The organism is Nonomuraea bangladeshensis, from assembly GCF_039529455.1.
In the GTDB taxonomy this organism is placed as follows: domain Bacteria; phylum Actinomycetota; class Actinomycetes; order Streptosporangiales; family Streptosporangiaceae; genus Nonomuraea; species Nonomuraea bangladeshensis.
The window spans coordinates 373,882-398,646 of sequence record NZ_BAAAMV010000010.1 but is presented as its reverse complement, the minus strand read 5'-3'; the positions used below and the strand labels follow the sequence as shown (position 1 = coordinate 398,646).

21 protein-coding genes are annotated in these 24,765 nt (G+C 73.1%); 1 reads left to right on the top strand and 20 read right to left on the bottom strand.

The genetic code is table 11. The features are described from left to right. Positions 1-2: 2 nt before the first annotated feature. The 20 genes from ABD292_RS34490 to pyrR all read right to left on the bottom strand — a co-directional run bounded on the left by ABD292_RS34490 (position 3) and on the right by pyrR (position 23,280). Positions 3-1,397, bottom strand: a complete 1,395-nt coding sequence (locus ABD292_RS34490; protein ID WP_344215062.1) for an RsmB/NOP family class I SAM-dependent RNA methyltransferase — start codon at positions 1,395-1,397, stop codon at positions 3-5. A gap of 191 nt (positions 1,398-1,588) precedes the next feature. Next, the gene (gene fmt, locus ABD292_RS34485; protein WP_344214807.1) at positions 1,589-2,515 is read right to left on the bottom strand and encodes a methionyl-tRNA formyltransferase; all 927 of its coding nucleotides are present in this window, start codon (positions 2,513-2,515) and stop codon (positions 1,589-1,591) included. 5 nt (positions 2,516-2,520) lie between these two features. Continuing rightward, the gene (gene def, locus ABD292_RS34480; RefSeq protein WP_344214805.1) at positions 2,521-3,069 is read right to left on the bottom strand and encodes a peptide deformylase; all 549 of its coding nucleotides are present in this window, start codon (positions 3,067-3,069) and stop codon (positions 2,521-2,523) included. 28 nt (positions 3,070-3,097) lie between these two features. Beyond that, positions 3,098-4,426 carry a hypothetical protein gene (locus ABD292_RS34475; RefSeq protein ID WP_344214803.1) on the bottom strand — a complete coding sequence of 443 codons (1,329 nt, stop codon included), beginning with the start codon at positions 4,424-4,426 and terminating at the stop codon, positions 3,098-3,100. 37 nt (positions 4,427-4,463) lie between these two features. Continuing rightward, positions 4,464-5,933 (bottom strand): hypothetical protein, encoded by a 1,470-nt coding sequence (locus ABD292_RS34470; protein ID WP_344214801.1) that lies wholly within the window; start codon positions 5,931-5,933, stop codon positions 4,464-4,466. A 49-nt stretch (positions 5,934-5,982) separates the two neighbouring features. Further along, on the bottom strand, positions 5,983-8,616 hold the full coding sequence (locus ABD292_RS34465) for a primosomal protein N' (protein WP_425565223.1): 2,634 nt from the start codon (positions 8,614-8,616) through the stop codon (positions 5,983-5,985). Between the two features lie 176 nt (positions 8,617-8,792). Further along, the gene (metK, locus tag ABD292_RS34460; protein ID WP_091076153.1) at positions 8,793-9,980 is read right to left on the bottom strand and encodes a methionine adenosyltransferase; all 1,188 of its coding nucleotides are present in this window, start codon (positions 9,978-9,980) and stop codon (positions 8,793-8,795) included. A gap of 143 nt (positions 9,981-10,123) precedes the next feature. Next, positions 10,124-10,417: a hypothetical protein gene (locus tag ABD292_RS34455; protein ID WP_344214798.1), complete on the bottom strand. Its 294-nt coding sequence runs from the start codon at positions 10,415-10,417 to the stop codon at positions 10,124-10,126. A gap of 179 nt (positions 10,418-10,596) precedes the next feature. After that, positions 10,597-11,814, bottom strand: coding sequence for a bifunctional phosphopantothenoylcysteine decarboxylase/phosphopantothenate--cysteine ligase CoaBC (coaBC, locus tag ABD292_RS34450; protein ID WP_344214796.1), 1,218 nt, complete (start codon positions 11,812-11,814; stop codon positions 10,597-10,599). Positions 11,815-11,822: 8 nt separating this feature from the next. Next, positions 11,823-12,092, bottom strand: a complete 270-nt coding sequence (gene rpoZ / locus ABD292_RS34445) for a DNA-directed RNA polymerase subunit omega (RefSeq protein WP_020541700.1) — start codon at positions 12,090-12,092, stop codon at positions 11,823-11,825. Between the two features lie 4 nt (positions 12,093-12,096). Beyond that, positions 12,097-12,684, bottom strand: coding sequence for a guanylate kinase (gene gmk, locus ABD292_RS34440; RefSeq protein ID WP_344214793.1), 588 nt, complete (start codon positions 12,682-12,684; stop codon positions 12,097-12,099). Between the two features lie 122 nt (positions 12,685-12,806). Continuing rightward, the gene (gene mihF, locus ABD292_RS34435) at positions 12,807-13,130 is read right to left on the bottom strand and encodes an integration host factor, actinobacterial type (protein ID WP_020541698.1); all 324 of its coding nucleotides are present in this window, start codon (positions 13,128-13,130) and stop codon (positions 12,807-12,809) included. Between the two features lie 344 nt (positions 13,131-13,474). After that, positions 13,475-14,167, bottom strand: coding sequence for an orotidine-5'-phosphate decarboxylase (gene pyrF / locus ABD292_RS34430; RefSeq protein WP_344214790.1), 693 nt, complete (start codon positions 14,165-14,167; stop codon positions 13,475-13,477). 90 nt (positions 14,168-14,257) lie between these two features. Further along, positions 14,258-15,235 (bottom strand): dihydroorotate dehydrogenase, encoded by a 978-nt coding sequence (locus tag ABD292_RS34425; RefSeq protein WP_344214789.1) that lies wholly within the window; start codon positions 15,233-15,235, stop codon positions 14,258-14,260. After that, positions 15,225-16,091: a dihydroorotate dehydrogenase electron transfer subunit gene (locus ABD292_RS34420; RefSeq protein WP_344215057.1), complete on the bottom strand. Its 867-nt coding sequence runs from the start codon at positions 16,089-16,091 to the stop codon at positions 15,225-15,227. Before ABD292_RS34420 ends, ABD292_RS34425 begins: the two co-directional genes overlap by 11 nt. A 24-nt stretch (positions 16,092-16,115) precedes the next feature. After that, positions 16,116-19,403 (bottom strand): carbamoyl-phosphate synthase large subunit, encoded by a 3,288-nt coding sequence (gene carB, locus ABD292_RS34415; protein WP_344214788.1) that lies wholly within the window; start codon positions 19,401-19,403, stop codon positions 16,116-16,118. Continuing rightward, positions 19,390-20,499 carry a glutamine-hydrolyzing carbamoyl-phosphate synthase small subunit gene (gene carA / locus ABD292_RS34410; protein ID WP_344214787.1) on the bottom strand — a complete coding sequence of 370 codons (1,110 nt, stop codon included), beginning with the start codon at positions 20,497-20,499 and terminating at the stop codon, positions 19,390-19,392. Before carA ends, carB begins: the two co-directional genes overlap by 14 nt. Then, positions 20,496-21,785: a dihydroorotase gene (locus ABD292_RS34405; RefSeq protein WP_344214785.1), complete on the bottom strand. Its 1,290-nt coding sequence runs from the start codon at positions 21,783-21,785 to the stop codon at positions 20,496-20,498. The genes carA and ABD292_RS34405 overlap by 4 nt, the downstream gene beginning before the upstream one ends. Beyond that, positions 21,782-22,699, bottom strand: a complete 918-nt coding sequence (locus tag ABD292_RS34400; RefSeq protein WP_344214783.1) for an aspartate carbamoyltransferase catalytic subunit — start codon at positions 22,697-22,699, stop codon at positions 21,782-21,784. Before ABD292_RS34400 ends, ABD292_RS34405 begins: the two co-directional genes overlap by 4 nt. Further along, a complete protein-coding gene (pyrR, locus tag ABD292_RS34395; protein ID WP_344215055.1) occupies positions 22,696-23,280 on the bottom strand; it encodes a bifunctional pyr operon transcriptional regulator/uracil phosphoribosyltransferase PyrR in 585 nt (194 codons plus the stop codon). Before pyrR ends, ABD292_RS34400 begins: the two co-directional genes overlap by 4 nt. Before the next feature lie 159 nt (positions 23,281-23,439). Here pyrR and ABD292_RS34390 point away from each other — a divergent pair, with 159 nt between their 5' ends. Next, positions 23,440-24,684 (top strand): arginine deiminase, encoded by a 1,245-nt coding sequence (locus ABD292_RS34390; protein ID WP_344214781.1) that lies wholly within the window; start codon positions 23,440-23,442, stop codon positions 24,682-24,684. Positions 24,685-24,765 lie beyond the last annotated feature (81 nt).

Sequence of the window (24,765 nt, the reverse complement as noted above, 5' to 3'; positions counted from 1 at the left end):
CGTCACGTGCGGCGCTTGCGGACGAGCGCCAGGAACATCGCGTCGGTGCCGTGGCGGTGCGGCCAGAACTGCGCGTGCGGGCCGTCGCCGAGGCCGTCGACCTCGGGCAGGTAGGCGCGCGCGTCGAGCTGCTCGGCGTCGTCGCGGCGGGCGAGCACGTCGCCCACCACGACCCTGGTCTCGGCCAGGTGCGGCGAGCAGGTGACGTACGCGACGACCCCGCCGGGCCGGACCGCGTCGAGGGCGGTGCCGAGCAGCCGGCGCTGCAGCCGGCCCAGCTCGGCGATGGCCGACGGGTCGCGGCGCCACCGGGCCTCCGGCCGCCGCCGCAGCGCGCCGAGCCCGGTGCAGGGCGCGTCCAGCATGACCCGGTCGAACACCCCGGGACGCCAGGCGGGCTCGGTGCCGTCGGCGGTGATCACGTCCGCGTGCCGGGTGGTCTGCCATACCAGCCGCGCGCGATGGAACTGGACGTCGGCCGCCAGCAGCCGCGCCCCGCCGGGGAACCCGGCCGGGCCGTCGGCGGCCGTGTCGCCGTGGGTGGCGATGGCGTCGAGCAGCCCGGCCTTGCCTCCGGGCCCGGCGCACATGTCGAGCCACCGCTCCCCGCCGCCGCCCGGACCGCCCGCCGGCGCGTCGCCGTCGTCGAGCGGGACGCGGGTGAGGGCGAGCGCCACGAGCTGGCTGGCCTCGTCCTGGACGGCCGCACGGGTGCCCGCCACGGCCTCGATCTGCCCGGGGTCGCCCTCACCCAGATAGGCCGCGTACGGCGAGTAGCGGCCCGGCGTGGCCCCGGCCTCCTCCAGCTCCTTGACCGAGCTGCGCCCCGGCCGGGCGACCAGGGTCACCAGGGGACGGACGTTGTCGGCGGCGAGCAGGTCGGTCAGCTCGGCGTCGCCGCCGAGCGCGTCGCGGAAGGCCGAGACGATCCAGCGCGGGTGCGCGTGGGCGACGGCGAGGTGGCCGACCGGGTCGGTGCCGGCGTCGGGCGCGACGATGGGCACCCACTCCTCGATCGTCCTGGACGCGATCTTGCGCAGCACGGCGTTGGCGAACTTGGCGGGGCCGGGGCCGACGCGCAGGCGTACGAGGTCGACCGTGGTGCCGACGGCGGCGTGCGGCGGGACCCGCATGCGCAGGAGCTGGTGGGCGCCGAGCCGCAGGGCGTCGCGCACGTCGGGATCGGGCGCGCGGTCGCTGCACATCTCGATGATCGCGTCGTACGTGCCGAGCCCGCGCAGCGTCCCGTAGGCCAGCTCGGTGGCGAGGGCGGCGTCACGGCCCCTGATGCCGCGCTCGCGCAGGATGCGCGGCAGGAGCAGATTGGCGTAGGAGTCACGCTCGTCCACGGCCCTGATGACGTCGAACGCGGCGATCCTGGCCTCATCCCGAGGCACCCGCCGCCCCCCACGCCCGCCCTGCGCCCGCCCCTGCCCACCACGGGCCTGGCCGTCGCGAGTCTGCCCGCCCTGGGCCTGCCCGCCACGCGCCTGCCCACCCCGGGCCTGGGCGTCGCGGGACTGGCCGCCGGCGCGGTTCTTCGCGCCGCCGCGGGGCCGGTCGCGGCCCCCGTCGTTGTGCTGACCGCTCACGCGAAGATCTCTTTGCCCTCCGGGCGGACTCCCCGAGCCCACTCCACGGCCCCCATGACCCGCTTGCCCTGGGGCTGCACCTCGCCCAGCTCGACCGCGTCCGTGGCGGTGCCGACGAGCACGCGGGACTTGCCCGCGGCGACCTCGCCGGGAGCCAGCCGCTCCCCGGGGACCGGCCGCACCGGCCCGAGCTTGATCCGCGTGCCGCGGAACTCGGTCCACGCGCCGGGGCCGGGCGTGCAGGCCCGGATGAGGCGATCGACGTGCATGGCCGGCTTGTCCCAGGCGACCCGCGCGTCGGCGACGTTGAGCTTGGGGGCGATGGTGACGCCGTCGGCCGGCTGCGGCCGGGCCTCCAGCGTGCCGTCCTCGACCCCGTCGAGCGTGGCGGCCAGCAGCCCCGCCCCGGACACCGCAAGCCGCTCCAGCAGCGCCCCGCTGGTGTCGTCGCGGCGGACCTCCTCGGTGACGACCCCGTAGACGGGCCCGGCGTCGAGCTCCTTGACGATCTGGAACGTGGTCGCGCCGGTGATCTCGTCACCGTGCAGGACCGCGTGCTGGACGGGCGCGGCGCCGCGCCACGCGGGCAGGATCGAGAAGTGCAGGTTGATCCAGCCGTGCCGGGGGACGTCGAGCGCGGACTGGGGCAGCAGCGCGCCGTAGGCCACCACGGGGCAGCAGTCGGGCCCGATCTCCCGCAGCCGGTCGAGGAACGCGGGATCGCCGGCCTTCTGCGGGCGCAGCACCTCGATGCCCGCCTCCTCGGCGAGCTCGGCCACCGGCGAGGGGTGGACCTTGCGCCCGCGCCCGGACTGGGCGTCGGGCCGGGTGACGACGGCCACCACCTCATGCCGGGGCGAGTCGATCAGGGTGCGCAGCGACGGCAGAGCCGTCTCGGGCGTGCCCGCGAAGACCAGACGCATGCTTGTCAGAGTGCCTTTCCGCCGGTCGCGTGCGGCGAGAACTTGACGACGGGCGCGGCGAGCCCGCTCCACTCGGCCTCGCGGACCGCCTTCATGGCGAGCTTGCGCTGCTTGGGATCCATGCGGTCGATGAACAGGATGCCGTCGAGGTGGTCGGTCTCGTGCTGGAAGCATCGTGCCATGAGGTCGGTGCCCTCCAGCGTGACCGGCTCGCCGTGCATGTTGAAGCCCTTGGCCACGGCGCGCACGGCCCGCGGCGTCGGGAACGACAGCCCGGGGAAGGACAGGCAGCCCTCCTCGCCCTCCTCGTCCAGCTCGGACGACAGGTCGAGGTCGGGGTTGATCAGGTGGCCGAGCTGGTCGTCGACGTAGTAGGTGAACACCCGCAGACCGACGCCGATCTGCGGTGCCGCGAGGCCCGCGCCCGGCGCGTCCATCATCGTGTCGGTGAGGTCTTTGACCAGCTTGCGGAGCTCCTTGTCGAAATCGACGACCGGGGCCGCCGGGGTGCGCAGCACCGGGTCTCCGAACAGCCGGATCGACTGGATCGCCAAAGGGGTCACTCCGTTTCGTCGCGAGGGATCAGCCCAGTTTAGTGTGCTGGAGCGAGCGGGCCTTCATCGCGGCTTTGCGGGCGGCCTTGGCCACCGACTCGTCGTCGTGGCGGCCGGCCAGCAGGTCGAGCACGGCGATGGTGTCGGGGTGGCCGACGGCGGGCATCTCGGCGACGAGCTTGACGAGGTCTTCCGGCGGGTCGAGCCGCGCCGCGGCGGGCCCGGACAGGTGCAGCAGGGCCGCCAGGGAGTCGACCGCGAGCCAGGTGTGGTCCTCGGGGCCGAGCGCCGGGGCCGGCAGGTCGCGGATGTGCAGCCAGGAGGCGGCGTAGCGGCGCAGGAGGGGCTCGTCGAGCGCCTCGCGCACGGGGGCCTCGGCCTCGGGACCCAGCTCCTCCAGGATCGCGCCCACCGCGCCGCGCTGCCCGGCGGTGCCGGAGGCGGCGATCGCGACGAGGTCGCGCGCGGCCGACTCGGGCGAGCGGCGCTCCAGCCACCCGGCGACGGCGCTCTGCGTGGCCGTGCCCTTGACCAGCGCCTCGACCAGCTCGGCCGCCGACAGGTCGGCGAAGACCTCCACCTCCTCCGCGGTCGGCGCGTCGTGCCCCTCACGCAGCAGGTCACGGCGGACGGCCCACACCCCGAGCGGGGTGAGCGCGGTGCGCCCCGCGGGGGTCTGCTCGACCAGTCCGCAGTACGTGAGCAGCGACAGCGCCTCCAGCAGCTCGGCCGGCAGCGCGGCGGCCAGCCTGCGCATCTCGGCCGCCCCGGGGGCGCAGGCGACCTCGTGGGACTGGAGGATGCCGCGGGCGAGGTTGGCGGTGGCGACGCCGGAGCGTACGGAGTAGATGGTGGCGAGCATCTCGGCCAGGTGGCCGTCCACCACGGCCGAGCCGGTCAGGCCCTCGTCGGCGCGGTCGAGGACGTCCATGACCACGCCGTCCCAGAACTCCAGCGTGGCCTCGACCGTGAGCTGCATCGACAGCGGCCCCCGCGCGGCGCGTCCGGCCGTGATGCGCAGCAGGCCGGTGTTGACGGCGACGATCCAGACCAGGCGCAGCCGGGCGGCGCTCAGGCCGAACCGGGCGGCGGCGGCCGCCGCGTCGGACTCGCCGAGGTGCCCGTCGGGGCCGACGGCGCGCTCGCCCGTCCACGCGGTGAGCCTGATGGCGTCGGCCACGAGCGGCACCGCGGGGACGGCCCGGGCCAGCTCGGCGTCGGACGCCAGCAGGACCGGCGGGAAGGTCAGCGCTTCGTGCTCCTCGGCGGGAGCCGCCTCGGCCTGCCGTGGGGGCACGGCAGCCTGCTCATCGATCAGCTTGCGCAGCTCGGCGAGGTCGAAGACGTTGTTGGCCACTCACGAAACTTACTGCACGGCAGTCACATGAGCGTACTCAACGGATCGTCCGGGAGCGGGCCTTGAAGGCCGCCTTGCGGGCGGCCTTGGCGACCGTGCCGTCGGGGATCGAGCGTCCCAGCAGCTCCAGGACCTCGACGACGTCAGGGTGGTCGACCCGCCACATCTCCTCGATCATATGCGCCGGCGGACCGGACGCCGCCATGTTCTCGGCGAAGATCTCCGGGTCCTCCTCGGCGGCCGGCATGGCGAGGGCGAGCATGTCCACGCTGACCCACAGCAGCTCGTCCTGGGTGAGCTGCGGCGCGGGCAGGCGGCGGGCGGCCAGCCAGTGGATGACGTGGGGGCGCAGCTCGGCGTCGTCGAGGTGGTCGCGCACCTGGGGCTCGGCCTCGGCGCCGAGCCGGTCGACGATGGTGACGGCGATGCCGCGGGCCACGGCGGGCGCGCCGGAGGCGGCGGCCAGCAGCTCGCCGGCCGCCTCGCCGGGGGTGCGGCCGCTCAGCCAGCGGTCGATGTCGCCCTCGGCGAGCTCGGCGGGCACGCCTTCGAGCAGCCCCTGGATGAGTCCGAACGCGTCGGCCTCGGCCAGGTCGGGGGCGAGCGGGGCGTCGAGGCCGAGCGCGAGGTAGTGCTCGCGCAGGCCCCAGACGGCCAGCGGGGTGAGCTCGGCCTCGCCGTCCTCCACCCGGAGCAGGCCGCACCAGGACAGCCGGTCGAGCACGGCGTCCAGGTCGACCTCGCCTTCGCAGGACAGGTCGTCGAGGTAGTCGCCGATCACGCCGACCGGCACCCGCACCTGGAGGCGGTAGAGCATGTCGAACAGGTCGTAGAGTCCCTCGTCCAGCTCGGCGGAGCCGGTGACCGAGCCGCGCGGGTCGCGTTCGAGAACGCCGGTGACGACGTCGGCCCACTCGCGCAGCGGCTCGCCGGCCCCCGGCAGTGGCCGCTCGCGCAGCATCGGGACCTCGCCCAGGGCGGCGGTCAGCTCCTCGGGCGGGGCGAGGCGGGCCGCGGGCAGCGGGGTGCAGCCGGGGCAGTCGCAGGGCGCCTCGCCGAGGTCGGGCACCTCGCCGGAGGGGATGGCGATCGACTGCTCCAGCGACTCGGGGCCGATGGAGCTGAACAGGCTCTTGGCCATGCCGAAGTTGGCGGTGTCGGCGAGCGCGTCGGACAGGCGGGGCTCGATGTCGGCGATGCGCTCGCGCATGCGGGCCGCCCGTTCCTCGGGAACGGCGCCCGTCTCGGTGAGGTAGGCGACCAGGGTGCGGGCTGCGGCGATGGTCTCCGGGGCGCTCTCCGGAGGCGCGATGACCTTGCGCGGATAGATGGACAGGAGCAGCTCGTCGAAGGTCTCGGGAGTGAAATCACCTGGTTCGTTGACGTTGAGGTAGTCGCTGGCGTAGTCGCAGAGCAGGCGGACCTCGTCCGCGTCCACCTCGACTTCCCGCGCGCGCCCCCAGGCGCGCAGGTCGTCGATGGCTTGGTTCACCCATTCGATCGACACAGGGGCACGCTAACGGCTGGTCTCCGGATGAGCGAATCGGGGAAACGGTCTAAATCAGGTCGAGTGGGTCGACACTCACCCTCACGACATCCGGCGTCTTACGCGCCGCGCGCACCCCGCTGGCCCCCTTGAGCGCTGCCGCCAGCGCCGCACCACCGGTTCTGCGTACCCGGATCATGGCCCGCTCCTGGCCCTCGTCGTCGACCGGCACGGGGCCGAGCACCTGCGCCTCGGCGGGCAGGTGGGCCTCGTCGATCATCTGCCGGACGGCGGCCGCCGGGCCGGTGAGCGTGGCCATCCGGACGGCCGGCGGGAAACCCAGCTCGGCCCGGTCGGCCAGCTCGCGCTCGGCGTGCGTGATCGGGTCCCAGCGCACCAGAGCCTGCACGGCGGGCAGCGCGGCGTCGGCCAGCACCACCAGCTCCGCGCCGGGGCGCAGCAGGGCGGCGGCGTTCATCCAGCGGCGTACGGCCTCCTCGCCGGCCCGCAGGTCGGCCCGGCCGAGCAGCGCCCAGCCGTCGAGCAGGACGGCGGCGGCGTACCCTCCCTCGGCCACCGGCTCGGCCCCCGGCGTGGCGACGACCAGCGCGCGGGAGGCGGGCACGGTCGCCAGCACCCCGTCCCGCCCGGACGTGCGCACGGGGATCGACGGGAAGGCCCGGCCCAGCTCCTCGGCCGTACGGCGGGCGCCGATGACCACGGCCCGCAGGTGCGGGCTGCCGCACGACGGACAGCGCCACGCGGCGTCCACCCGGCCGCACCAGCGGCAGTAGGGCGCGGCGTACCCGCCCCGCAGGGCCAGGGGCCCGTGACACGACGCGGCCGGCGTCCCCGCCAGTTCCAGCGGCAGCGCGGCGCTGGCCCCCTCGCCGACGACCTCCCGTCCCGAATCACCGGACCCCGGACGAACATGACGGGCCCGATCATCGGACCCCGGAGGGCCCTGACGGTCCGGATCGCCGGAGAAGCCGCGCTCGCTCTCCCCACTTCGCACCGGGTCCGCCGGTGGGCCGCCCGGGAGGTGAAGCACTTCCTGTCCACCGCCGGCCGGGTCCGACGGCGCGAGGGACGAAGCACCCGGGAAGTGACGAGCCTCCTGGCCACCGGCCAGGCCCGACGCCGGGCGGGACGAACCACCCGGGAGGTGACGCGCCTCCTGCCCACCACCGGCGATGCCCGACGGCACGCGGGCCGGACCGCCGGGGAGACGGCCCAGGTCCTGTCCACCACCCGCGCGCCCACGCGCCTCTCCCCCGCCCCCTGGGAAGCCCGACGACGGGCCGGAGGGGGCGACGGCCGGGGACGCGTCCGTCCCGGGCGGGACGAGGAGGGTGCGGGTGGGCGGGAGCACGCACCGGGCGGGCGTACGGCAGTGCCGGCAGGCCAGGGCGGGCAGGTAGCCGCGCCGCGGCACCTGGACCAGCACCGGGCCGCCGCCGTCCAGCCCGTGCCGCAGGGCCCGCCAGGCGAGGCTGGGCAGGCGGGCCTGCCGCGCGGCCTGGTCCTTGGCCAGCTCGGCGTCCTCGCCCGCGGGCCGTACGCGCGGCGCGAGGCTCCTGATCGTGGTCCTCGCCGCCACGATGGGACGGGCCCAGCGCCCGGCGATGAGCTGGGTGGCCTCGGCGGTACGGGCGTAGCCGCCGATCAGCATGGCCGCCCCGGTGCGGTGCGCGCGCAGGCCCAGCACCTCCCGCGCGTGCGGGTAGGGGGCCAGCCGCTCGGCGTGCAGGTCGTCGCCGTCGTCCCAGATCGCCACCAGCCCCAGCTCCGCGACCGGGGCGAACATGGCTGCCCGGGTGCCGACCACGGCCCGCACCTGGCCGCGCAGCACCTTCAGCCAGCGGCGGTACCGTTCGGCGGGGCCGAGGTCGGCGGTGAGCGCCACGTGCCTGCCCGGCCCCAGCACGCGGGCGAGCTCGGCGTCGGCCAGCGCCACGTCCTTGCCGTCGGGGACCACGACGACCGCTCCCCTGCCGCCGTCCAGCGTCGCCCGTACGGCCTCGGCCATCGGGCGGGCCCAGCCGAGAGCGCCGGGCAGCGCGGACCAGACGGCCCTGGGGGCTCTGCCGTGGCGAAGCGCATCCAGGAAGGACGGCCCCATCGGATAGGCGTCCCAGGCACTCTCCCCGCCCCGGACACCTCCCACCGCCCCGCCGCCTTCGCCGTCCTGGGCACTTCCCGCGCCCTCGCCCTGGACGTCCGTCCCCTCGGGAGCGTCCGGCCGCGTGGAACGGTCCGGCTTCGGGGTCTCGGACTCGGCCTTGGCGTGGCGGGGCGGGATGGCGAGGCGGAGCACGTCGGTGAAGGTGCCCGCGTAGCGGTCGGCGACCGCCCTGGCCAGCCCGGCGATCTCGGGGGTCAGCACCCGCTCGGGGGACACCACGCGTTCGAGCGGCATGAGCCGCCCCTCATGGTCGCTCTCGTCCACCCGCTCCAGCAGGAACCCGTCGACCAGCTTGCCGGCGAACCGCACCCGCACCCGCACCCCGGGCTCGGCCGTCTCGTGCAGGGCGGCGGGCACCAGGTAGTCGAAGGGGCGGTCGAGGTGGGGCAGCGGGCTGTCCACGGCGACCCGGGCCACGGGCCGCTCGGGCGCGGGCACGACGGCGCCCTTGGTGTCCTTCGACGAGGCCGCGGGCCGCACGGCGTCGAGCGGCAGGAGGGCGTCGTCGGAGTCGGTCACGCATAACGTCTACCAGACCCGCCACGCCCGCCCGTACCTCCTCCGACGAGGGGCGTCCGGCGAGGGGCAGGCGAATGCCCGGATCGCACCGAGTGGTGCCATCCGGGCTCGCGCAGGCGACGTCTGCAGGAGGCGCCGCCCCTCAGGGCGGCCCTCCGGGCGTCACCGGAGATCGGTCAGAGACCGGCGGCCGTGCGGAGCGCCTCGGCGCGGTCGGTGGACTCCCAGGAGAAGCCCTCGCGCCCGAAGTGCCCGTAGGCGGCGGTCTCGGAGTAGATGGGCCGCAGCAGGTCGAGGTCGCGGATGATCGCCGCCGGGCGCAGGTCGAACACCTGGAGCACGGCGCCCTGGATCTGCTCCACCGGCAGCTTCTCGGTGCCGAAGCACTCGACGAACAGACCGACGGGCTGCGCCTTGCCGATCGCGTAGGCCACCTGCACCTCGCAGCGGTCGGCGAGGCCGGCCGCGACGACGTTCTTGGCGACCCAGCGCATGGCGTAGGCGGCCGAGCGGTCGACCTTGGACGGGTCCTTGCCGGAGAACGCGCCGCCGCCGTGGCGGGCCATGCCGCCGTAGGTGTCGATGATGATCTTGCGGCCGGTGAGGCCGGCGTCGCCCATGGGGCCGCCGATCTCGAAGCGCCCGGTCGGGTTGACCAGCAGCCGGTAGCCCTCGACCTCGATCTCGAGGTCGGCGAGCACCGGGTCGACCACGTGCTCCTTGATGTCGGGCGTCAGCATCTCCTTGAGGTCGATCTCGGCAGCGTGCTGCGTGGAGACGACCACGGTGTCGAGGCGGACCGGCGTGTCGCCGTCGTACTCGATGGTGACCTGGGTCTTGCCGTCGGGGCGCAGGTAGGGGACGGTGCCGTTCTTGCGGACCTGCGACAGCCGCTGGGAGAGCCGGTGGGCCAGCGTGATCGGCAGCGGCATCAGCTCGGGGGTCTCGCGGCAGGCGTAGCCGAACATGAGACCCTGGTCGCCCGCGCCCTGGCGGTCGAGCTCGTCGCCGTCACCGTCGACGCGGTGCTCGTAGGCGTCGTCGACGCCCTGCGCGATGTCCGGCGACTGGGCGCCGATGGACACCGACACGCCGCACGAGGCGCCGTCGAAACCCTTGTGGGAGGCGTCGTAGCCGATCTCGAGGATCTTCTCGCGGATGACGCCGGGGATGTCGACGTAGGTCTCGGTCGTGACCTCGCCTGCGACGTGGACCTGGCCAGTGGTGATCAGTGTCTCGACGGCGACCCGGCTCTTGGGGTCGTCCTTGAGCATGGCGTCGAGAATCGCGTCACTGATCTGGTCGGCGATCTTGTCCGGGTGGCCCTCGGTGACCGACTCGGAGGTGAACAGGCGACGTGACAACTCAGTGGCTCCTCAATGCAGCGGCTGCTGACGTATCGACGGCCCGGGACATCGGGACGCGCGCCGGGGCCTCGCCGAAGTCTAGCCCTACCGGGTGCCGGGTCGCGAAACCATGCCCCATCCGTACGCTCGCGTCGCGCGGGTCACAGGTCCGGCAGCGGATCGTGAGGCAGTGTCTCGGGGGCGAACACCTCCGCGTCGGCCGCCGCCACGACCGCGGCGTACTCCTCGTCGAAGGCGAACATCATCGAGCCCAGCTCCAGAACCGGTCCCGGCAGGACGGGGCCGAGGCGGGTCATGCGCGGGAACTCGGCGTACACGCCGATCGGGCGGTCGGTCCTCAGCGTACGGGTGGCGAGCACCGCGATGGACGCCTCCGTGACGACGACGAGGAAGTGTCCCGTGCCCGCCGGCCCCACCGCGGACGCGGGGAACACGTAATGGATGTCCCCCTGCCCCCCGAGCAACGTCCGGCACCGATCCCTGACAGCAGAACCCAGCGGCATTCCGTCCCCCTCCGCCCCAAGTATCCGCAGGCAGGGTGGAATGTCGCAACAGGTGATCGGGTAATCGGTCTAACACGCTTTGTACGTTTTCGCCGCTTTTGTGACACAGGTCACGGGAGTCGCTCTGCCACCAGGTCCCAGACGGCGTCGGCCACGTCCTCCTTGGGCCCGAGCGGCACCTCCACCGGCTCTCCGCCGGCGACCAGCACGGTGGCCGCGTTGTCGGGGGTGCCGAAGGCCCGGCCCTCCCCCACCTGGTTGACCACCAGCAGGTCGCAGCCCTTGCGGGCGAGCTTGGCCTGCCCGTTGGCGAGCACGTCGTGCGTCTCGGCGGCGAACCCGACGATGACCGCGGGCCCAGCCGCCACGGGGCCGCCCGCGGCCTCGCGGGCCGCGCGGCGCAGCTCGCCCAGCTCGGCGAGGATGTCGGGGTTCTTGGTGAGGCGGATGGGCTCCGGCTCGCCGTCCGTCTTCTTGATCTTGATGTCGTGCCGGTCCGCGGGCCGGAAGTCGGCCACCGCGGCGGCCATGACGACGACGTCGGCCCCCTCCGACGCGGCCAGCACCGCCTCGCGCAGCTGGGCCGCCGACTCCACCCGGACGACCGTGGCCCCGGCCGGGTCGGGCAGCGCGACGTTGGCGGCCACCAGCGCGACCTCCGCGCCGCGCGCCGCCGCCGTGCGGGCCAGGGCGTAGCCCTGCAGCCCTGTCGAGCGGTTGCCGAGGAACCTGACGGGGTCGATGGCCTCGCGGGTGCCGCCCGCGGACACCACGACCCGGCGCCCGGCCAGGTCGCGCGGCCTGCCGCGCAGCACGCGCAGGCAGACCTGGAAGATCTCGGCGGGGTCGGGCAGCCGCCCGGGGCCGGTGTCGGCTCCGGTGAGCCGCCCGACGGCCGGATCGAGGACGATCGCGCCGCGCTCGCGCAGCGTGGCGACGTTGGCGCGGGTGGCGGGGTGCTGCCACATCTCGGTGTGCATCGCGGGCGCGAAGACGACCGGGCACGTCGCGGTGAGCAACGTGTTGGTGAGCAGGTCGCCGGCCAGCCCGTGCGCCGCCTTGGCGAGCAGGTCGGCGGTCGCCGGCGCCACCACGACGAGATCGGCGCTCTTGCCGATCCGCACGTGGGGCACCTGATGGACGTCGTCCCACACCTCGGCCGACACGGGGTTGCCCGACAGGGCGGCCCAGGTGGGCGCGCCCACGAAATTCAGGGCCTCACGGGTCGGGACGACCCGCACCTCGTGACCGGACTCGGTGAACAGCCGCAGCAGCTCGCACGCCTTGTAAGCGGCGATGCCGCCGCTGACGCCCAGGACGACCTTCATCGAAAGGGTCAGGCCGCGCCCTCGATGGGCTCGGCGGTCAGCAGCCCCTCGGAGACCTCGCGCAGCGCGATGGACAGCGGCTTCTCCTGGGCGTGCGTCTCGACCAGCGGCCCGACGTATTCCAGCAGGCCCTCGCCGAGCTGCGAGTAGTAGGCGTTGATCTGGCGAGCGCGCTTGGCGCCCATGATCACCAGGGAGTATTTGCTGTCGACGATGTCGAGCAGCGCGTCGATCGGCGGGTTGGTGATGCCCTCCGCGGCCGCAACGGTGCCTGCCACGATGTCAGACCTCTCGTTTGGTGGTAGTCGTGACCCCCTGAGGGTCAGTCATCAAGGCTATCAGCCGGTCGCACACGTCCTGGACACTCGTGTTGACCAAGGTCAGGTCGAACTCCGGCTCGGCGGCCATCTCGACGCGCCCGGCCGCCAGCCGGCGCGCGATGACGTCCTCCGGCTCGGTGCCGCGCCCGCGCAGCCGCTTCTCCAGCTCCTCCCAGGTGGGCGGGGCCAGGAACACCAGCAGGGCCTCCGGCATGGTGCGGCGCACCTGCCTGGCTCCCTCCAGGTCGATCTCCAGCAGGGTGGGGACGCCGTCGGCGAGCTTCTTCAGCACCGGCTCGCGCGGCGTGCCGTAGCGGTTGCCCGCGAACTCCGCCCACTCCAGCAGCTCGCCCGACTCCACCAGCCGGTCGAACTCCTCGCCGTCGGCGAAGAAGTAGTGGACCCCGTTGACCTCGCCGGGCCTCGGGCTCCTGGTGGTCACCGAGACCGACAGCCACACCTCGGGGTGTGCCCGCCGGAGCTCGGCGACGACCGTGGACTTGCCGACGCCCGACGGCCCCGACAGGACCGTCAGGCGTCGTTCGTTCATGGGCAGGAATCCGACCTCCGCCCCCGGCCCGACCGCCTCGTGGGCACGTGCACCGCCGGACCAGGACCTGTCGGTCACTTTCCTACCCCCTGTTGAACCCGCGTTTCCGTGTGGAACCGAGATTAGCTCTCGTTGCCACCGAACTCGCGCTCGAGGGAGGCCCTCTGGTTCGCGCCGAGGCCCCGTACGCGACGGGACTCGGCGATGGCAAGCCGCTCCATGAGCTGCTTGGCGCGGACCTTGCCCACGCCGGGGAGTGATTCCAACAGAGCCGACACCTTCATCTTGCCGATGACGTCGTCGGTCTGCCCATCCTTGAGCACCTCAGCCAGAGAAACCGCGCCATGCTTGAGCCGGTTCTTGACCTCGGCACGCTCTTTACGGGCCTTGGCAGCCTTCTCCAGGGCTGCGGCGCGCTGCTCAGGGGTCAGGGGAGGAAGAGCCACGCCGGGTCACCTCGAATTTCTGTCGATGTACTCGGACGGGAAGGGAAACTAGCTGGTCATCGCCCCCTAAGCAACGCCAAGAGCAGTTTCTCTCCTCACAAAATCCACTTCATCACTGTGGGTGACAGTAAAATCACACAGTGCTGATCAAATCGCCCTCACATCCGCGTACGGACGTCCGATCCCGCCGCTGTCGCGAAACGCATCGGTGATCGTGTCCCCGCGCCGGGCCGATGTCCGAAACCCCGTCCCCACCAGGCCCGAAACCTGCTTTGATCTTGGGATGGCACCCCGCTATGATCTTGCCGGACAGGCCGCACCGGCCCGTGCCCCGGTGTGTCCCGTCAGGACGCGCGCCGCAGCGAGGCGGCGATCGCGGCGGCGGCCGCGCCCGGGTCCGGGGAGCCGGTGATGGGCCGGCCGATGACGAGCAGGTCCGCGCCGTCGGCGAGAGCCTGCTCCGGCGTCGCCACCCGCGCCTGGTCCTGCACGTCCGCGCCGGCCGGCCGTACGCCGGGCGTGATGAGGGTGATGCCGTCTCCCACCTCGCGCCGCACGGCCGACACCTCGTGCGGCGAGCACACCAGCGCGGTGGCCCCCGCCTCCACCGACAGCGCGGCGAGGCGGCGCACCGCGTCGTCGGCCGGGCCGCGGAGCCCGATGCGCTCCAGGTCGGCCTCGTCCAGCGAGGTCAGCACGGTGACCGCGGCGATCGCCGTGTGCGGCGCGGCCTCGACCGCGGCGCGGATCATCGCCGGGCCGCCGCCCGCGTGCACGGTCAGGATTGCCGGCCGCAGGCGGGCGACCGCGCGGGCGGCGCCGGAGACGGTGTTGGGGATGTCGTGCAGCTTCAGGTCGAGGAAGACCCGCACGCCGCTGGCGCCGCGCACGGAGGCGATCACGTCGGGGCCGTAGCGCAGGTAGAGCTCCAGGCCCACCTTGACCGTGCTGACGTGCGGAGTCACCAGCGATGCCCAGCGCGCGGCGGTCTCCAGGTCAGGGGCGTCGAGTGCGACAGCGATCGGTGCGGGGGTCAAGTCGTGCTCTCCTCGGTCGTTCGGTCGTGGTTCGGGTGCGTCGTGGTTCAGGTGCGTCGTTATTGAGGTGCGTCGTGGGCCGGGGGCGTGTCACGGCGCGCTCTCCCCGGTGTCGACGAGCAGGTGCCTGGGTGCGCTCCCCGGCGGGCGGTGGGCCAGCCCGACGGCGTCGGCGAGCCGCTGGAACCCGCGGGCCCGCAGGAGGTCCTCAAGCTCGCGCTCGATGCGCAGGCAGGCGTAGGGGTCGTGGAACAGCGCGGTGCCCACGCCGACCACGCAGGCGCCCGCCAGGACGAGCTGGAAGGCGTCCCTGCCGCTCATGACGCCCCCGATGCCGATGAGCGGCACCCCGGGCAGCGCGGCGTGCACCTGCCACACGCAGCGTACGGCGAGCGGCAGGATGGCCGGCCCCGACAGCCCGCCGGTGACGGCGGCCAATGACGGGCGCAGGGCCTCGGTGTCGATGGCCATGCCGAGCGGATTGTTGATCATGGACAGCGCGTCGGCGCCGGCGTCCACGCAGGCCCGCGCCACGGACACGATGTCGGCCACGTCGGGGGCGAGCTTGGCCACGACCGGCACGTCGTAGCGCATGATCGAGCGTACGGAGGCGATGACCTCGGCGGCGGCGCTGCCCTCGCGGGCGAAGATCCGGCCGCGGTCCTCGATGTTGGGGCAGGAGAGGTTGACCTCGAGCGCGGTGACGCCGGGCGCGTCGGCGAGCCTGCGGGCCAGCTCGGAGTATTCGGCGACGGTGCCGCCGCCGATGGAGACGATGGTCTTGATGCCGCGCTGGGCCAGCCAGGGCAGCTCGCGCTCCAGGAACGCCTCGATGCCCGGCCCCTGCAGCCCGACCGCGTTGAGCATGCCCGAGGGCGTCTCGGCCATGCGGGGCGTCGGGCGGCCGGCACGCGGCGCCATGGTGATGGAGCGGGTGGTGAGGGCGCCGAGCCGGTGCAGGTCGAAGAACTGGGCGAGCTCCCGCCCGGAGGAGGCGCACCCGGCGGCCGTGGTGATCGGGTTGGCGAGCTCCACGTGCGCCAGGAACGTACGCATATCAACTGACATGTCGTGCACCGCCTCCGGGGGCGCCGAGCGCGTCGAACGGGATCGTTCCCACGTCCTCGAACCGCACCCGCTCCCCCCGGAACACCGGCCCCTCCGCGCACGCCCGGACCATCCTGGTCGCCCCGTCCTCCCCGATGACCGGGATAACGCACGTCATGCACACCCCGATGCCGCAGGCCATCCGCTCCTCGACGGCCACCTGCACCGGGATGTCGAACTCCATGCCCACCGCGGTCACCGCCCGCAGCGTCTCCATCGGCCCGCAGGCGTAGACCGCGTCGGCCCGGGTGTCGGCGATCACCGAGGGCAGCGCGTCGGTGACCTTTCCGCGCAGCCCGAGCGAGCCGTCCTCGGTGGTCAGCGTCGTCGTCTCGGCGATGCGGCGGGCCCGCATGGCGCCGAAGACCCGCTCGGCGCCCGCGCCGCCCAGCACGAAGTCGACCCGGCAGCCGCGCGCCAGCAGCGCGTCCGCCAGCGGGAACAGCACGGCCGAGCCGTACTCGGCGCCCACCAGCACGCAGTGCGCCGGGTCACGGGGCAGCGGGAAGGGCCGGCCGAGCGGCCCGACCAGGTCGAGCGTGTCGCGGGCGCGCCGCTCGGCCAGCCAGGCCGTGCCCCGGCCGCGTACGGTGAAGACCAGTTCGACCGTGCCGCCGTAGTCGGACTTGACGTCGTGGACGGAGAACGCGCGGCGCGTCACCATCGAGGTGTGCGTCCCGCCCACGGCCACGGAGACGAAGTGACCGGGGCGGAAGCGCTCGGCGATGCCGGGCGCGACCACCGTCAGCGCATGGTAGGCGTCGACCCGGCGCGTCGTCAGCACCGTGCCCGTCACCTGCACCGGTGTGCCGGCCAGTCGTCCTCACCTCCCCTGCGGGGCTCAGCCCCGCAGCGCCTGCCCGTGCTCCTGGAGCGACCGTACGCCCACGTCGCCGCGGACGATCGCCTGGATGCCCGCCGCCGCGGCCGCGAGCCCCGCGACGGTCGTGATGCACGGGATGCCCCGCAGCACCGCGGCGGTGCGGATCTCGTAGCCGTCGAGACGCGGCCCCGACTGGCCCGGGCTGCCGAAGGGCGTGTTGACGATGAGGTCGACCTCGCCGTCGAGGATGGCGCGCACGCTCGTCGGCTCACCTCCCGGGCCCTGCCCCTCACTGTGCTTGCGCACGATCTTGGCATGGACGCCGTTGCGGCGCAGCACCTCGGCGGTGCCCTCGGTGGCGAGGATCTCGAAGCCGAGATCCGCCAGAGCCTTCACAGGGAAGATCATCGCACGCTTGTCGCGGTTGGCCACGGACACGAACGCGCGTCCCTTGGTCGGGAGCTCGCCGTACGCGGCGGCCTGCGACTTGGCGAAGGCGATGCCGAAGAACGCGTCGATGCCCATGACCTCGCCGGTGGAGCGCATCTCAGGCCCGAGCACGATGTCGACGCCGCGGAAGCGGTTGAACGGCAGCACCGCCTCCTTGACCGCGATCGCGGCGTCGAGCGGCAGCGTGCCGCCGTCGCCCTCGGCCGGCAGCATGCCCTCGGCGCGCAGCGAGGCGATCGACGCGCCCAGCATCACCCTGGCCGCCGCCTTGGCCAGCGGCACGGCCGTGGCCTTGGACACGAACGGCACGGTGCGCGAGGCCCGCGGGTTGGCCTCCAGGACGTAGAGGACGCCGGCCGACATCGCGTACTGGACGTTGAGCAGCCCGCGCACGCCCACGCCCCGCGCGATGGCCTCGGTGGCCGCGCGGATGCGCTTGATGTCGTGGCCGCCGAGCGTGATGGGCGGCAGGGCGCACGCCGAGTCGCCGGAGTGGATGCCGGCCTCCTCGATGTGCTCCATGACGCCGCCGAGGTAGAGCTCCTCGCCGTCGTAGAGCGCGTCCACGTCGATCTCGATGGCCTCGTCGAGGAACTTGTCGACGAGCACCGGGTGGCCGCCCTCCTGGGCCGCCATGTAGGTGCTCAGCGTCTGCTCGTCGTAGACGATGGCCATGCCGGCCCCGCCCAGCACGTACGAGGGCCGCACCAGCACCGGGTAGCCGATCTCGTCGGCGATCTCCTTGGCCTCGGCCACCGTGAGCGCGGTGCCGTGCTTGGGCGCAGGCAGCCCGGCCTCGGCCAGCACCCGCCCGAACGCGCCGCGCTCCTCGGCGAGGTGGATGGACTCCGGCGAGGTGCCGACGACGGGCACGCCGGCGTCCTTGAGCGCCTGCGCGAGCCCGAGCGGCGTCTGCCCGCCGAGCTGCACGATCACGCCCACGACGGGCCCGGTCTGCTGCTCGGCGTGGACCACCTCCAGGACGTCCTCCAGGGTGAGCGGCTCGAAGTAGAGCCGGTCGGAGGTGTCGTAGTCGGTGGAGACGGTCTCGGGGTTGCAGTTGACCATGACGGTCTCGAACCCGGCCCGCGACAGCTCGAACGAGGCGTGCACGCAGGCGTAGTCGAACTCGATGCCCTGGCCGATGCGGTTGGGCCCGGAGCCGAGGATGATGACCTTGCGCCGCTCACCGTAGGGGACCTCGCTCTCCTCGTCGTACGTCGAGTAGAGGTAGGGCGTCTTGGCGGCGAACTCGGCGGCGCAGGTGTCGACGGTGTTGTAGACGGGCCGCAGCGCGAGGGCGTGCCGCAGGTCGCGCACCCGCGCCTCGTCGATGCCGCGGATCTCGCCGAGCTGGGCGTCGCTGAAGCCGTGGCGCTTGGCGCGGCCCAGCACCTCGGCGGTCAGCTCGGGCGCCGCGGCGACGGCCGCGGCCTCCTCGTCGAGCAGGAAGAGCTGGTCGATGAACCACGGGTCGACGCTCGTGGCTTCGTACAGCTCCTCGGGCGTGGCGCCGGCCCTGATGGCCTGCTGCATGGTGCGCAGACGGCCGTCGTGCGGGGTGCGGCAGGCGGCCAGCAGCTCGTCCTTGTCGCCGGGCTCGCCCGCCCAGGTGAAGGCGGAGTCCTTCTTCTCCAGGGAGCGCAGCGCCTTCTGCAGCGCCTCGGGGAAGGAGCGGCCGATGGCCATCGCCTCGCCCACGGACTTCATGTGCGTGGTGAGCGTGGGGTCGGCGCCGCGGAACTTCTCGAAGGCGAAGCGCGGCACCTTGACCACGATGTAGTCGAGGGTCGGCTCGAAGGAGGCCGGGGTCTCCTTGGTGATGTCGTTGGGGATCTCGTCGAGGGTGTAGCCGATGGCCAGCTTGGCCGCGATCTTGGCGATCGGGAAGCCGGTGGCCTTGGAGGCGAGCGCGGACGAGCGCGACACGCGCGGGTTCATCTCGATGACGATCATGCGGCCGGTGCGCGGGTCCACCGCGAACTGGATGTTGCAGCCGCCGGTGTCGACGCCGACCTCGCGGATGACCGCGATGGCGACGTCGCGCATGTTCTGGTATTCGCGGTCGGTCAGGGTCAGCGCGGGCGCGACGGTGACGCTGTCGCCGGTGTGGACGCCCATCGGGTCGATGTTCTCGATGGAGCACACGATGACGACGTTGTCGGCCTTGTCGCGCATGACCTCCAGCTCGTACTCCTTCCAGCCGAGGATGGACTCCTCCAGGAGCACCTCGGTGGTCGGCGAGGCGTCGAGGCCGGCGCCGGCGATGCGGCGCAGGTCGTCCTCGGTGTAGGCGAAGCCGGAGCCGGCGCCGCCCATCGTGAACGAGGGCCGCACCACCAGCGGGTAGCCGAGCTCGGCCGCGCCGGCCAGCACCTCGTCCATGGTGTGGCAGATGACCGAGCGGGCGGACTCGGCGTTGAGGCCGTGCTCGCGGGCGACCTTGGCGACGATCTCCTTGAACCGCTCGCGGTTCTCGCCCGCCTGGATGGCGTCGAAGTCGGCGCCGATCAGCTCGACGCCGTACGTCTCCAGCACGCCCGACTCGTGCAGCGCGACCGCCGTGTTGAGCGCGGTCTGGCCGCCGAGGGTGGGCAGCAGCGCGTCCGGCCGCTCCTTGGCGATGATCTTCTCGACGAACTCCGGGGTGATCGGCTCGACGTAGGTGGCGTCGGCGAACTCGGGGTCGGTCATGATCGTGGCCGGGTTGCTGTTGACCAGGATGACGCGGAAGCCCTCGGCCCGCAGCACCCGGCACGCCTGGGTGCCCGAGTAGTCGAACTCGCACGCCTGGCCGATCACGATCGGCCCCGAGCCGATCACCAGGACCGACCTGATGTCCTCACGCTTGGGCACGGCTCATGACCTCGCAGAACTCGTCGAAAAGGTAGGCGGCGTCGTGCGGCCCCGCCGCGGCCTCCGGATGGTATTGGACGCTGAAGGCGCTGCCGTCGAGCAGGCGCAGCCCCTCCACGCAGCGGTCGTTGAGGTTGACGTGGCTGACCTCGGCCCGACCGTAGGGGGTGTCGAAGGGCCCGTCGAGCGGCGCGTCCACCGCGAACCCGTGGTTGTGCGCGGAGATCTCCACCTTGCCGGTGCGTACGTCCTGGACCGGCTGGTTGACGCCCCGGTGGCCGTAGCGCAGCTTGTAGGTGGACAGCCCGAGCGCCCGGCCGAAGATCTGGTTGCCGAAGCAGATGCCGAAGAACGGCACCTTCGCCTCCAGCACCCGGCGCAGCGTCGTGACGTCCACGGTGGCGGGGTCGCCGGGGCCGTTGGACAGGAACACCCCGTCCGGCTCGACGGCCATGACCTGCTCGAAGGTGGCGTCGGCGGGCAGCACGTGCACCTCGCAGCCGCGCTCGGCCATGCGCTGCGGGGTCATGCCCTTGATGCCGAGGTCGACGGCGGCGACGGTGAACCGCTTGGCGCCGATCGCGGGCACGACGTACGGCTCGGTCGTGGCGACCTCGCCGGCGAGGGCGGCGCCCTCCATGCGCGGCGCCTGCCTGACCCGCTCGGCCAGCTCCTCGACCGGCGCGGCGGGGGCGGTGAAGATGCCCGCCCGCATGGCGCCGCGCTCGCGCAGGTGGCGGGTCAGGGCGCGGGTGCCGGGGATCGCGATGCCGACGACGCCCTGCTCCTTGAGGTAGTCGTCCAGTGAGCGGTTGGCCCGCCAGCTGGAGACGACCCGCGACGGCTCGCGCACGACGTAGCCGGCGACCCAGACGCGGCGGGACTCGGGGTCCTCGTCGTTGACGCCGGTGTTGCCGATGTGCGGCGCCGTCATGGCGACGATCTGGCGGTGGTAGGAGGGGTCGGTGAGGGTCTCCTGGTAGCCGGTCATGCCGGTGTTGAAGACCATCTCGCCGAACGTCTCGCCTTCGGCTCCGTAGGCGGTTCCGTGGAAGACGCGGCCGTCTTCCAGTACGAGCACGGCGGGCGTGTTCAAACCAGCTTCCCTTCGAGTACGGTCGGCCTGCCCCGCAGGAACGTGGCCACCACCCTGCCGGGCAGCGTCATGCCCTCGTAGGGGGTGTTCCTGCTCTTGGACGCGAAGGCGGACGGATCCACCACGGTCCGCGCGGACGGGTCGTACAGCGTGATGTTGGCCGGAGCGCCTTCCTCCAGCGGCTGCCCCTGCCCGGACAGCCGCCCGATGCGCGCCGGCACGGCGCTCATGCGCTGGGCGACGCCCGCCCAGTCGAGCAGCCCGGTCTCCACCATGGCCTCCTGGACGACGCTGAGCGCCGTCTCCAGGCCGACCATGCCCATGGCCGCCGCCGACCACTCGGTCTCCTTGTCCTCGACCGGGTGGGGCGCGTGGTCGGTGGCGACGATGTCGATCGTGCCGTCGGCCAGCGCGGCGCGCAGCGCCTCGACGTCGGCGCGGGTGCGCAGCGGCGGGTTGACCTTGTAGATGGGGTTGTAGGCGCCCACCGGGGAGTCCTCGACGAGGTCGTCGGTGAGCAGCAGGTGGTGGGGGGTCACCTCGGCGGTGACGTCCCAGCCCTTGGACTTGGCCCAGCGGATGATCTCGACCGAGCCGGCCGTGGAGACGTGGCAGACGTGCAGGCGGGAGCCGACGTGCGCGGCCAGCAGGCAGTCGCGGGCGATGATCGCCTCCTCGGCGACCGCGGGCCAGCCGGTCAGGCCGAGCCGGCCGGAGACGACGCCCTCGTTCATCTGGGCGCCCTGGGTCAGGCGCGGCTCCTGGGCGTGCTGGGCGACGACGCCGTCGAACGCCTTGACGTACTCCAGGGCGCGGCGCATGAGGACCGCGTCGTCCACGCAGCGGCCGTCGTCGGAGAAGACCCGCACCCGGGCCGCCGAGTCGGCCATCGCGCCGAGCTCGGCGAGCTGGCGGCCCTCCAGGCCGACGGTGACGGCCCCGACCGGGTGCACGTCGCAGTGGCCGAACTCGCGGCCGAGCCGCCACACCTGCTCGACCACGCCGGCGGTGTCGGCGACGGGCGAGGTGTTGGCCATGGCGTGCACGGCGGTGTAGCCGCCGCGGGCGGCCGAGCGGGTGCCGGTCTGCACGGTCTCGGCGTCCTCGCGGCCGGGCTCGCGCAGGTGGGTGTGCAGGTCGACCAGGCCGGGCAGCGCGACGGCGCCCCCGCCGTCGATCTCCTCGCCGCCGCTCAGCCCCTGGCCGATCTCGGCGATGACGCCCTGGTCGATCCTGATGTCGGCGGGCTCGCCGCCGAGGATCCTGACGTTCTTGACGACGATCATGCGGTCTCTCCCCCGAGGAGCAGGTAAAGGACGGCCATCCGGATGGTGACGCCGTTGGCGACCTGCTCCACGATGGTGGACCGGGCCGAGTCGGCCACCTCGGCGGCGATCTCCATGCCCCGGTTCATCGGGCCGGGGTGCATGACGATGGCCTCGTCCGGCATCTTGGCGAAGCGGTCGCGGTCGAGCCCGTAGCGGCGGGAGTATTCGCGCTCGCTCGGGAAGTACGCGGCGTTCATCCGCTCCTTCTGCACCCGCAGCATCATGACCACGTCGGACTTGGGCAGCACGGCGTCGAGGTCGTAGGAGACCTCGCACGGCCAGTCGCCGACCGAGACCGGCAGCAGCGTGGGCGGCGCGACCAGGGTGACCTCGGCGCCGAGCGTGTGCAGCAGCAGCACGTTGGAGCGGGCGACCCGGCTGTGCAGGATGTCGCCCACGACCGTGATCCTGCGGCCCTCGAGGCCGCCGAGGCGGCGGCGCATCGAGAAGGCGTCGAGCAGCGCCTGCGTGGGGTGCTCGTGGGTGCCGTCGCCGGCGTTGACGACGCTGCCGTGCACCCAGGTGGCCAGGCGGTGCGGCGCGCCGGAGGAGCCGTGGCGGATGACGACCGCGTCGGCGCCCATGGCCTCCAGGGTGAGCGCGGTGTCCTTGAGCGACTCGCCCTTGGACACGCTCGACCCCTTGGCCGAGAAGTTGATGACGTCGGCGGACAGCCGCTTGGCCGCCGCCTCGAACGAGATGCGGGTGCGGGTGGAGTCCTCGAAGAACAGGTTGACCACGGTGCGGCCGCGCAGCGTCGGCAGCTTCTTGATGGAACGTTCCGAGACCCTCGCCAGCTCCTCGGCGGTGTCGAGGATGAGCAGGGCGTCGTCCTTGGACAGGTCGCCCGCGGAGATGAGGTGGCGGTTCACCTGGATCCCTCCTTCGCCGGCAGGCCCTTCATCAGCAGCACCGCGTCGCGCCCGTCGGTCTCCTGCAGGTAGACCCTGACCTTCTCGCTCTTGGCCGTGGGAAGGTTCTTGCCGACGTAGTCGGCGCGGATGGGCAGCTCGCGGTGGCCGCGATCGACCAGCGTGGCGAGCTGGACGGCGGTGGGGCGGCCGAGGTCGTTGAGCGCGTCGAGCGCGGCCCGGACGGTGCGGCCGGAGTAGAGGACGTCGTCGACCAGGACGACGATCTTGCCGTCGACGCCGTCGGGCGGCAGCTCGGTGCGGCCGAGCGGACGGGCGGGCCGGAGCCGCAGGTCGTCGCGGTACATGGTGACGTCGACGGAGCCGACGGGGATCTTGACGCCCTCGAACTGCTCGATGCGGTCGCCGAGGCGGCGGGCCAGGGTGGCGCCGCGGGTGGGGATGCCGAGAAGGACGACGCCGTCGCCGCCCTTGGTGCGTTCGAGGATCTCGTGCGCGATGCGGGTCAGCGCCCGGTGGACATCGGGGGCCTCAAGGACCGCCCGCGCATCGGCCCGCGGCTCGGGCCGGGGGTCGGACATGACGAAACTCACCGCCTTTCCCGCCTCACGGGACGGGTCATTAAAGGGTGTTGGCCGTGACACACAGTACCAGGGGCGACCAGGTACGACGTGAGCGCCCCGTGGTGCGCCGGGCGTGGCGCGGCGTGAGATCCGCCACCGCACGGGGATACCGCAAGGATGACCTTTCACGTCGATTCTGAGGTCGGGCGGCTCCGGCAGGTCCTCCTGCACCGGCCCGACCTCGCGCTCAAACGGCTCACCCCCGCCAACAAGGACGCGTTCCTGTTCGACGACGTGCTGTGGGTGCAGCGCGCCATCGAGGAGCACGAGGAGTTCCAGCAGGTGCTGCGCTCGCGGGGCGTGGTCATCCACATGCTCGGCGACCTGCTGCGGGAGACGGTCGAGATCCCGGAGGCCCGCAAGCACATCCTCGACGCCGTCGTGGACGAGCGCTGGCTCGGGCCGGTGGCCATCGACGACATCCGCAACACCCTGGACGGCATGGACTCCGCGACGCTCCAGCTCTACCTGACCGGCGGCATCACCAAGGGCGAGCTGGCCGAGCTGGGGTGCGCGCCGCAGTCGGTGACCTTCCACGCCATGGGCGAGCACGACTTCATCCTGCCGCCGCTGCCTAACCACCTGTTCACCCGCGACCCCTCCTGCTGGGTGTACGACGGCGTGGCCATCAACGCGATGCGCAGGAAGGCCCGCATGCGCGAGACGGTCAACATGGAGGCCGTCTACATGTTCCACCCGATGTTCGCCGCCGGCTTCGACCGTCCCGAGCAGGGCGGCTTCCACTGCTGGACGCCGGGGCACGCGGCCGCGCCCGCCACCATGGAGGGCGGCGACGTGCTGGTGCTCGGCCGCGGCGCGGTCCTGGTGGGGATGAGCGAGCGCACCCGGCCGCAGGCGGTGGAGATGCTGGCGCGGCGACTGTTCCGCGCCGGAGCGGCGAACCGGATCGTGGCCGTGGACCTGCCGAAGGCGCGGGCGTTCATGCATCTCGACACCGTGATGACGATGCTCGACGAGGGGGTGTTCACCCAGTACGCGGGCCTCGGGATGCTGCCGGCGTACACGATCGAGCCCGGCCGCACCGCCAAGGAGCTCAGGTTCACCGACCACCCGCCCGAGGACATGCACAAGGCCATCGCCCACGCGCTGGACCTGCCGGAGATCACGGTGCTGAGCGCGGCGCAGGACGTGCGGGCGGCGGCCCGCGAGCAGTGGGACGACGGCTGCAACGGCCTGGCGCTGGAGCCCGGCGTGGTCGTCGCATACGAGCGCAACACCACGACGAACGCCTACCTGCGCGACCACGGCATCGAGGTGATCACCATCAGGGGCAGCGAGCTGGGGCGGGGCCGCGGCGGGCCCCGCTGCATGAGCTGCCCGCTCGAACGCGACGGCATCTAGGGACCGGCCGGAAGCTGCGCATACTCGGCCGGTCCTCGGGCACGATCCGGTCACGCCGGCGCGGACGACGCCGCAGGCCGG

Bases quoted from the DNA above. Each gene is read 5' to 3' on its own strand.
- ABD292_RS34425 (WP_344214789.1), bottom strand. From the start codon at position 15,235: ATGTCAGTTGATATGCGTACGTTCCTGGCGCACGTGGAGCTCGCCAAC.
- gmk (WP_344214793.1), bottom strand. From the start codon at position 12,684: ATGAACGAACGACGCCTGACGGTCCTGTCGGGGCCGTCGGGCGTCGGC.
- coaBC (WP_344214796.1), bottom strand. From the start codon at position 11,814: ATGAAGGTCGTCCTGGGCGTCAGCGGCGGCATCGCCGCTTACAAGGCG.
- pyrR (WP_344215055.1), bottom strand. From the start codon at position 23,280: ATGTCCGACCCCCGGCCCGAGCCGCGGGCCGATGCGCGGGCGGTCCTT.
- ABD292_RS34390 (WP_344214781.1), top strand. From the start codon at position 23,440: ATGACCTTTCACGTCGATTCTGAGGTCGGGCGGCTCCGGCAGGTCCTC.
- fmt (WP_344214807.1), bottom strand. From the start codon at position 2,515: ATGCGTCTGGTCTTCGCGGGCACGCCCGAGACGGCTCTGCCGTCGCTG.
- ABD292_RS34405 (WP_344214785.1), bottom strand. From the start codon at position 21,785: ATGATCGTCGTCAAGAACGTCAGGATCCTCGGCGGCGAGCCCGCCGAC.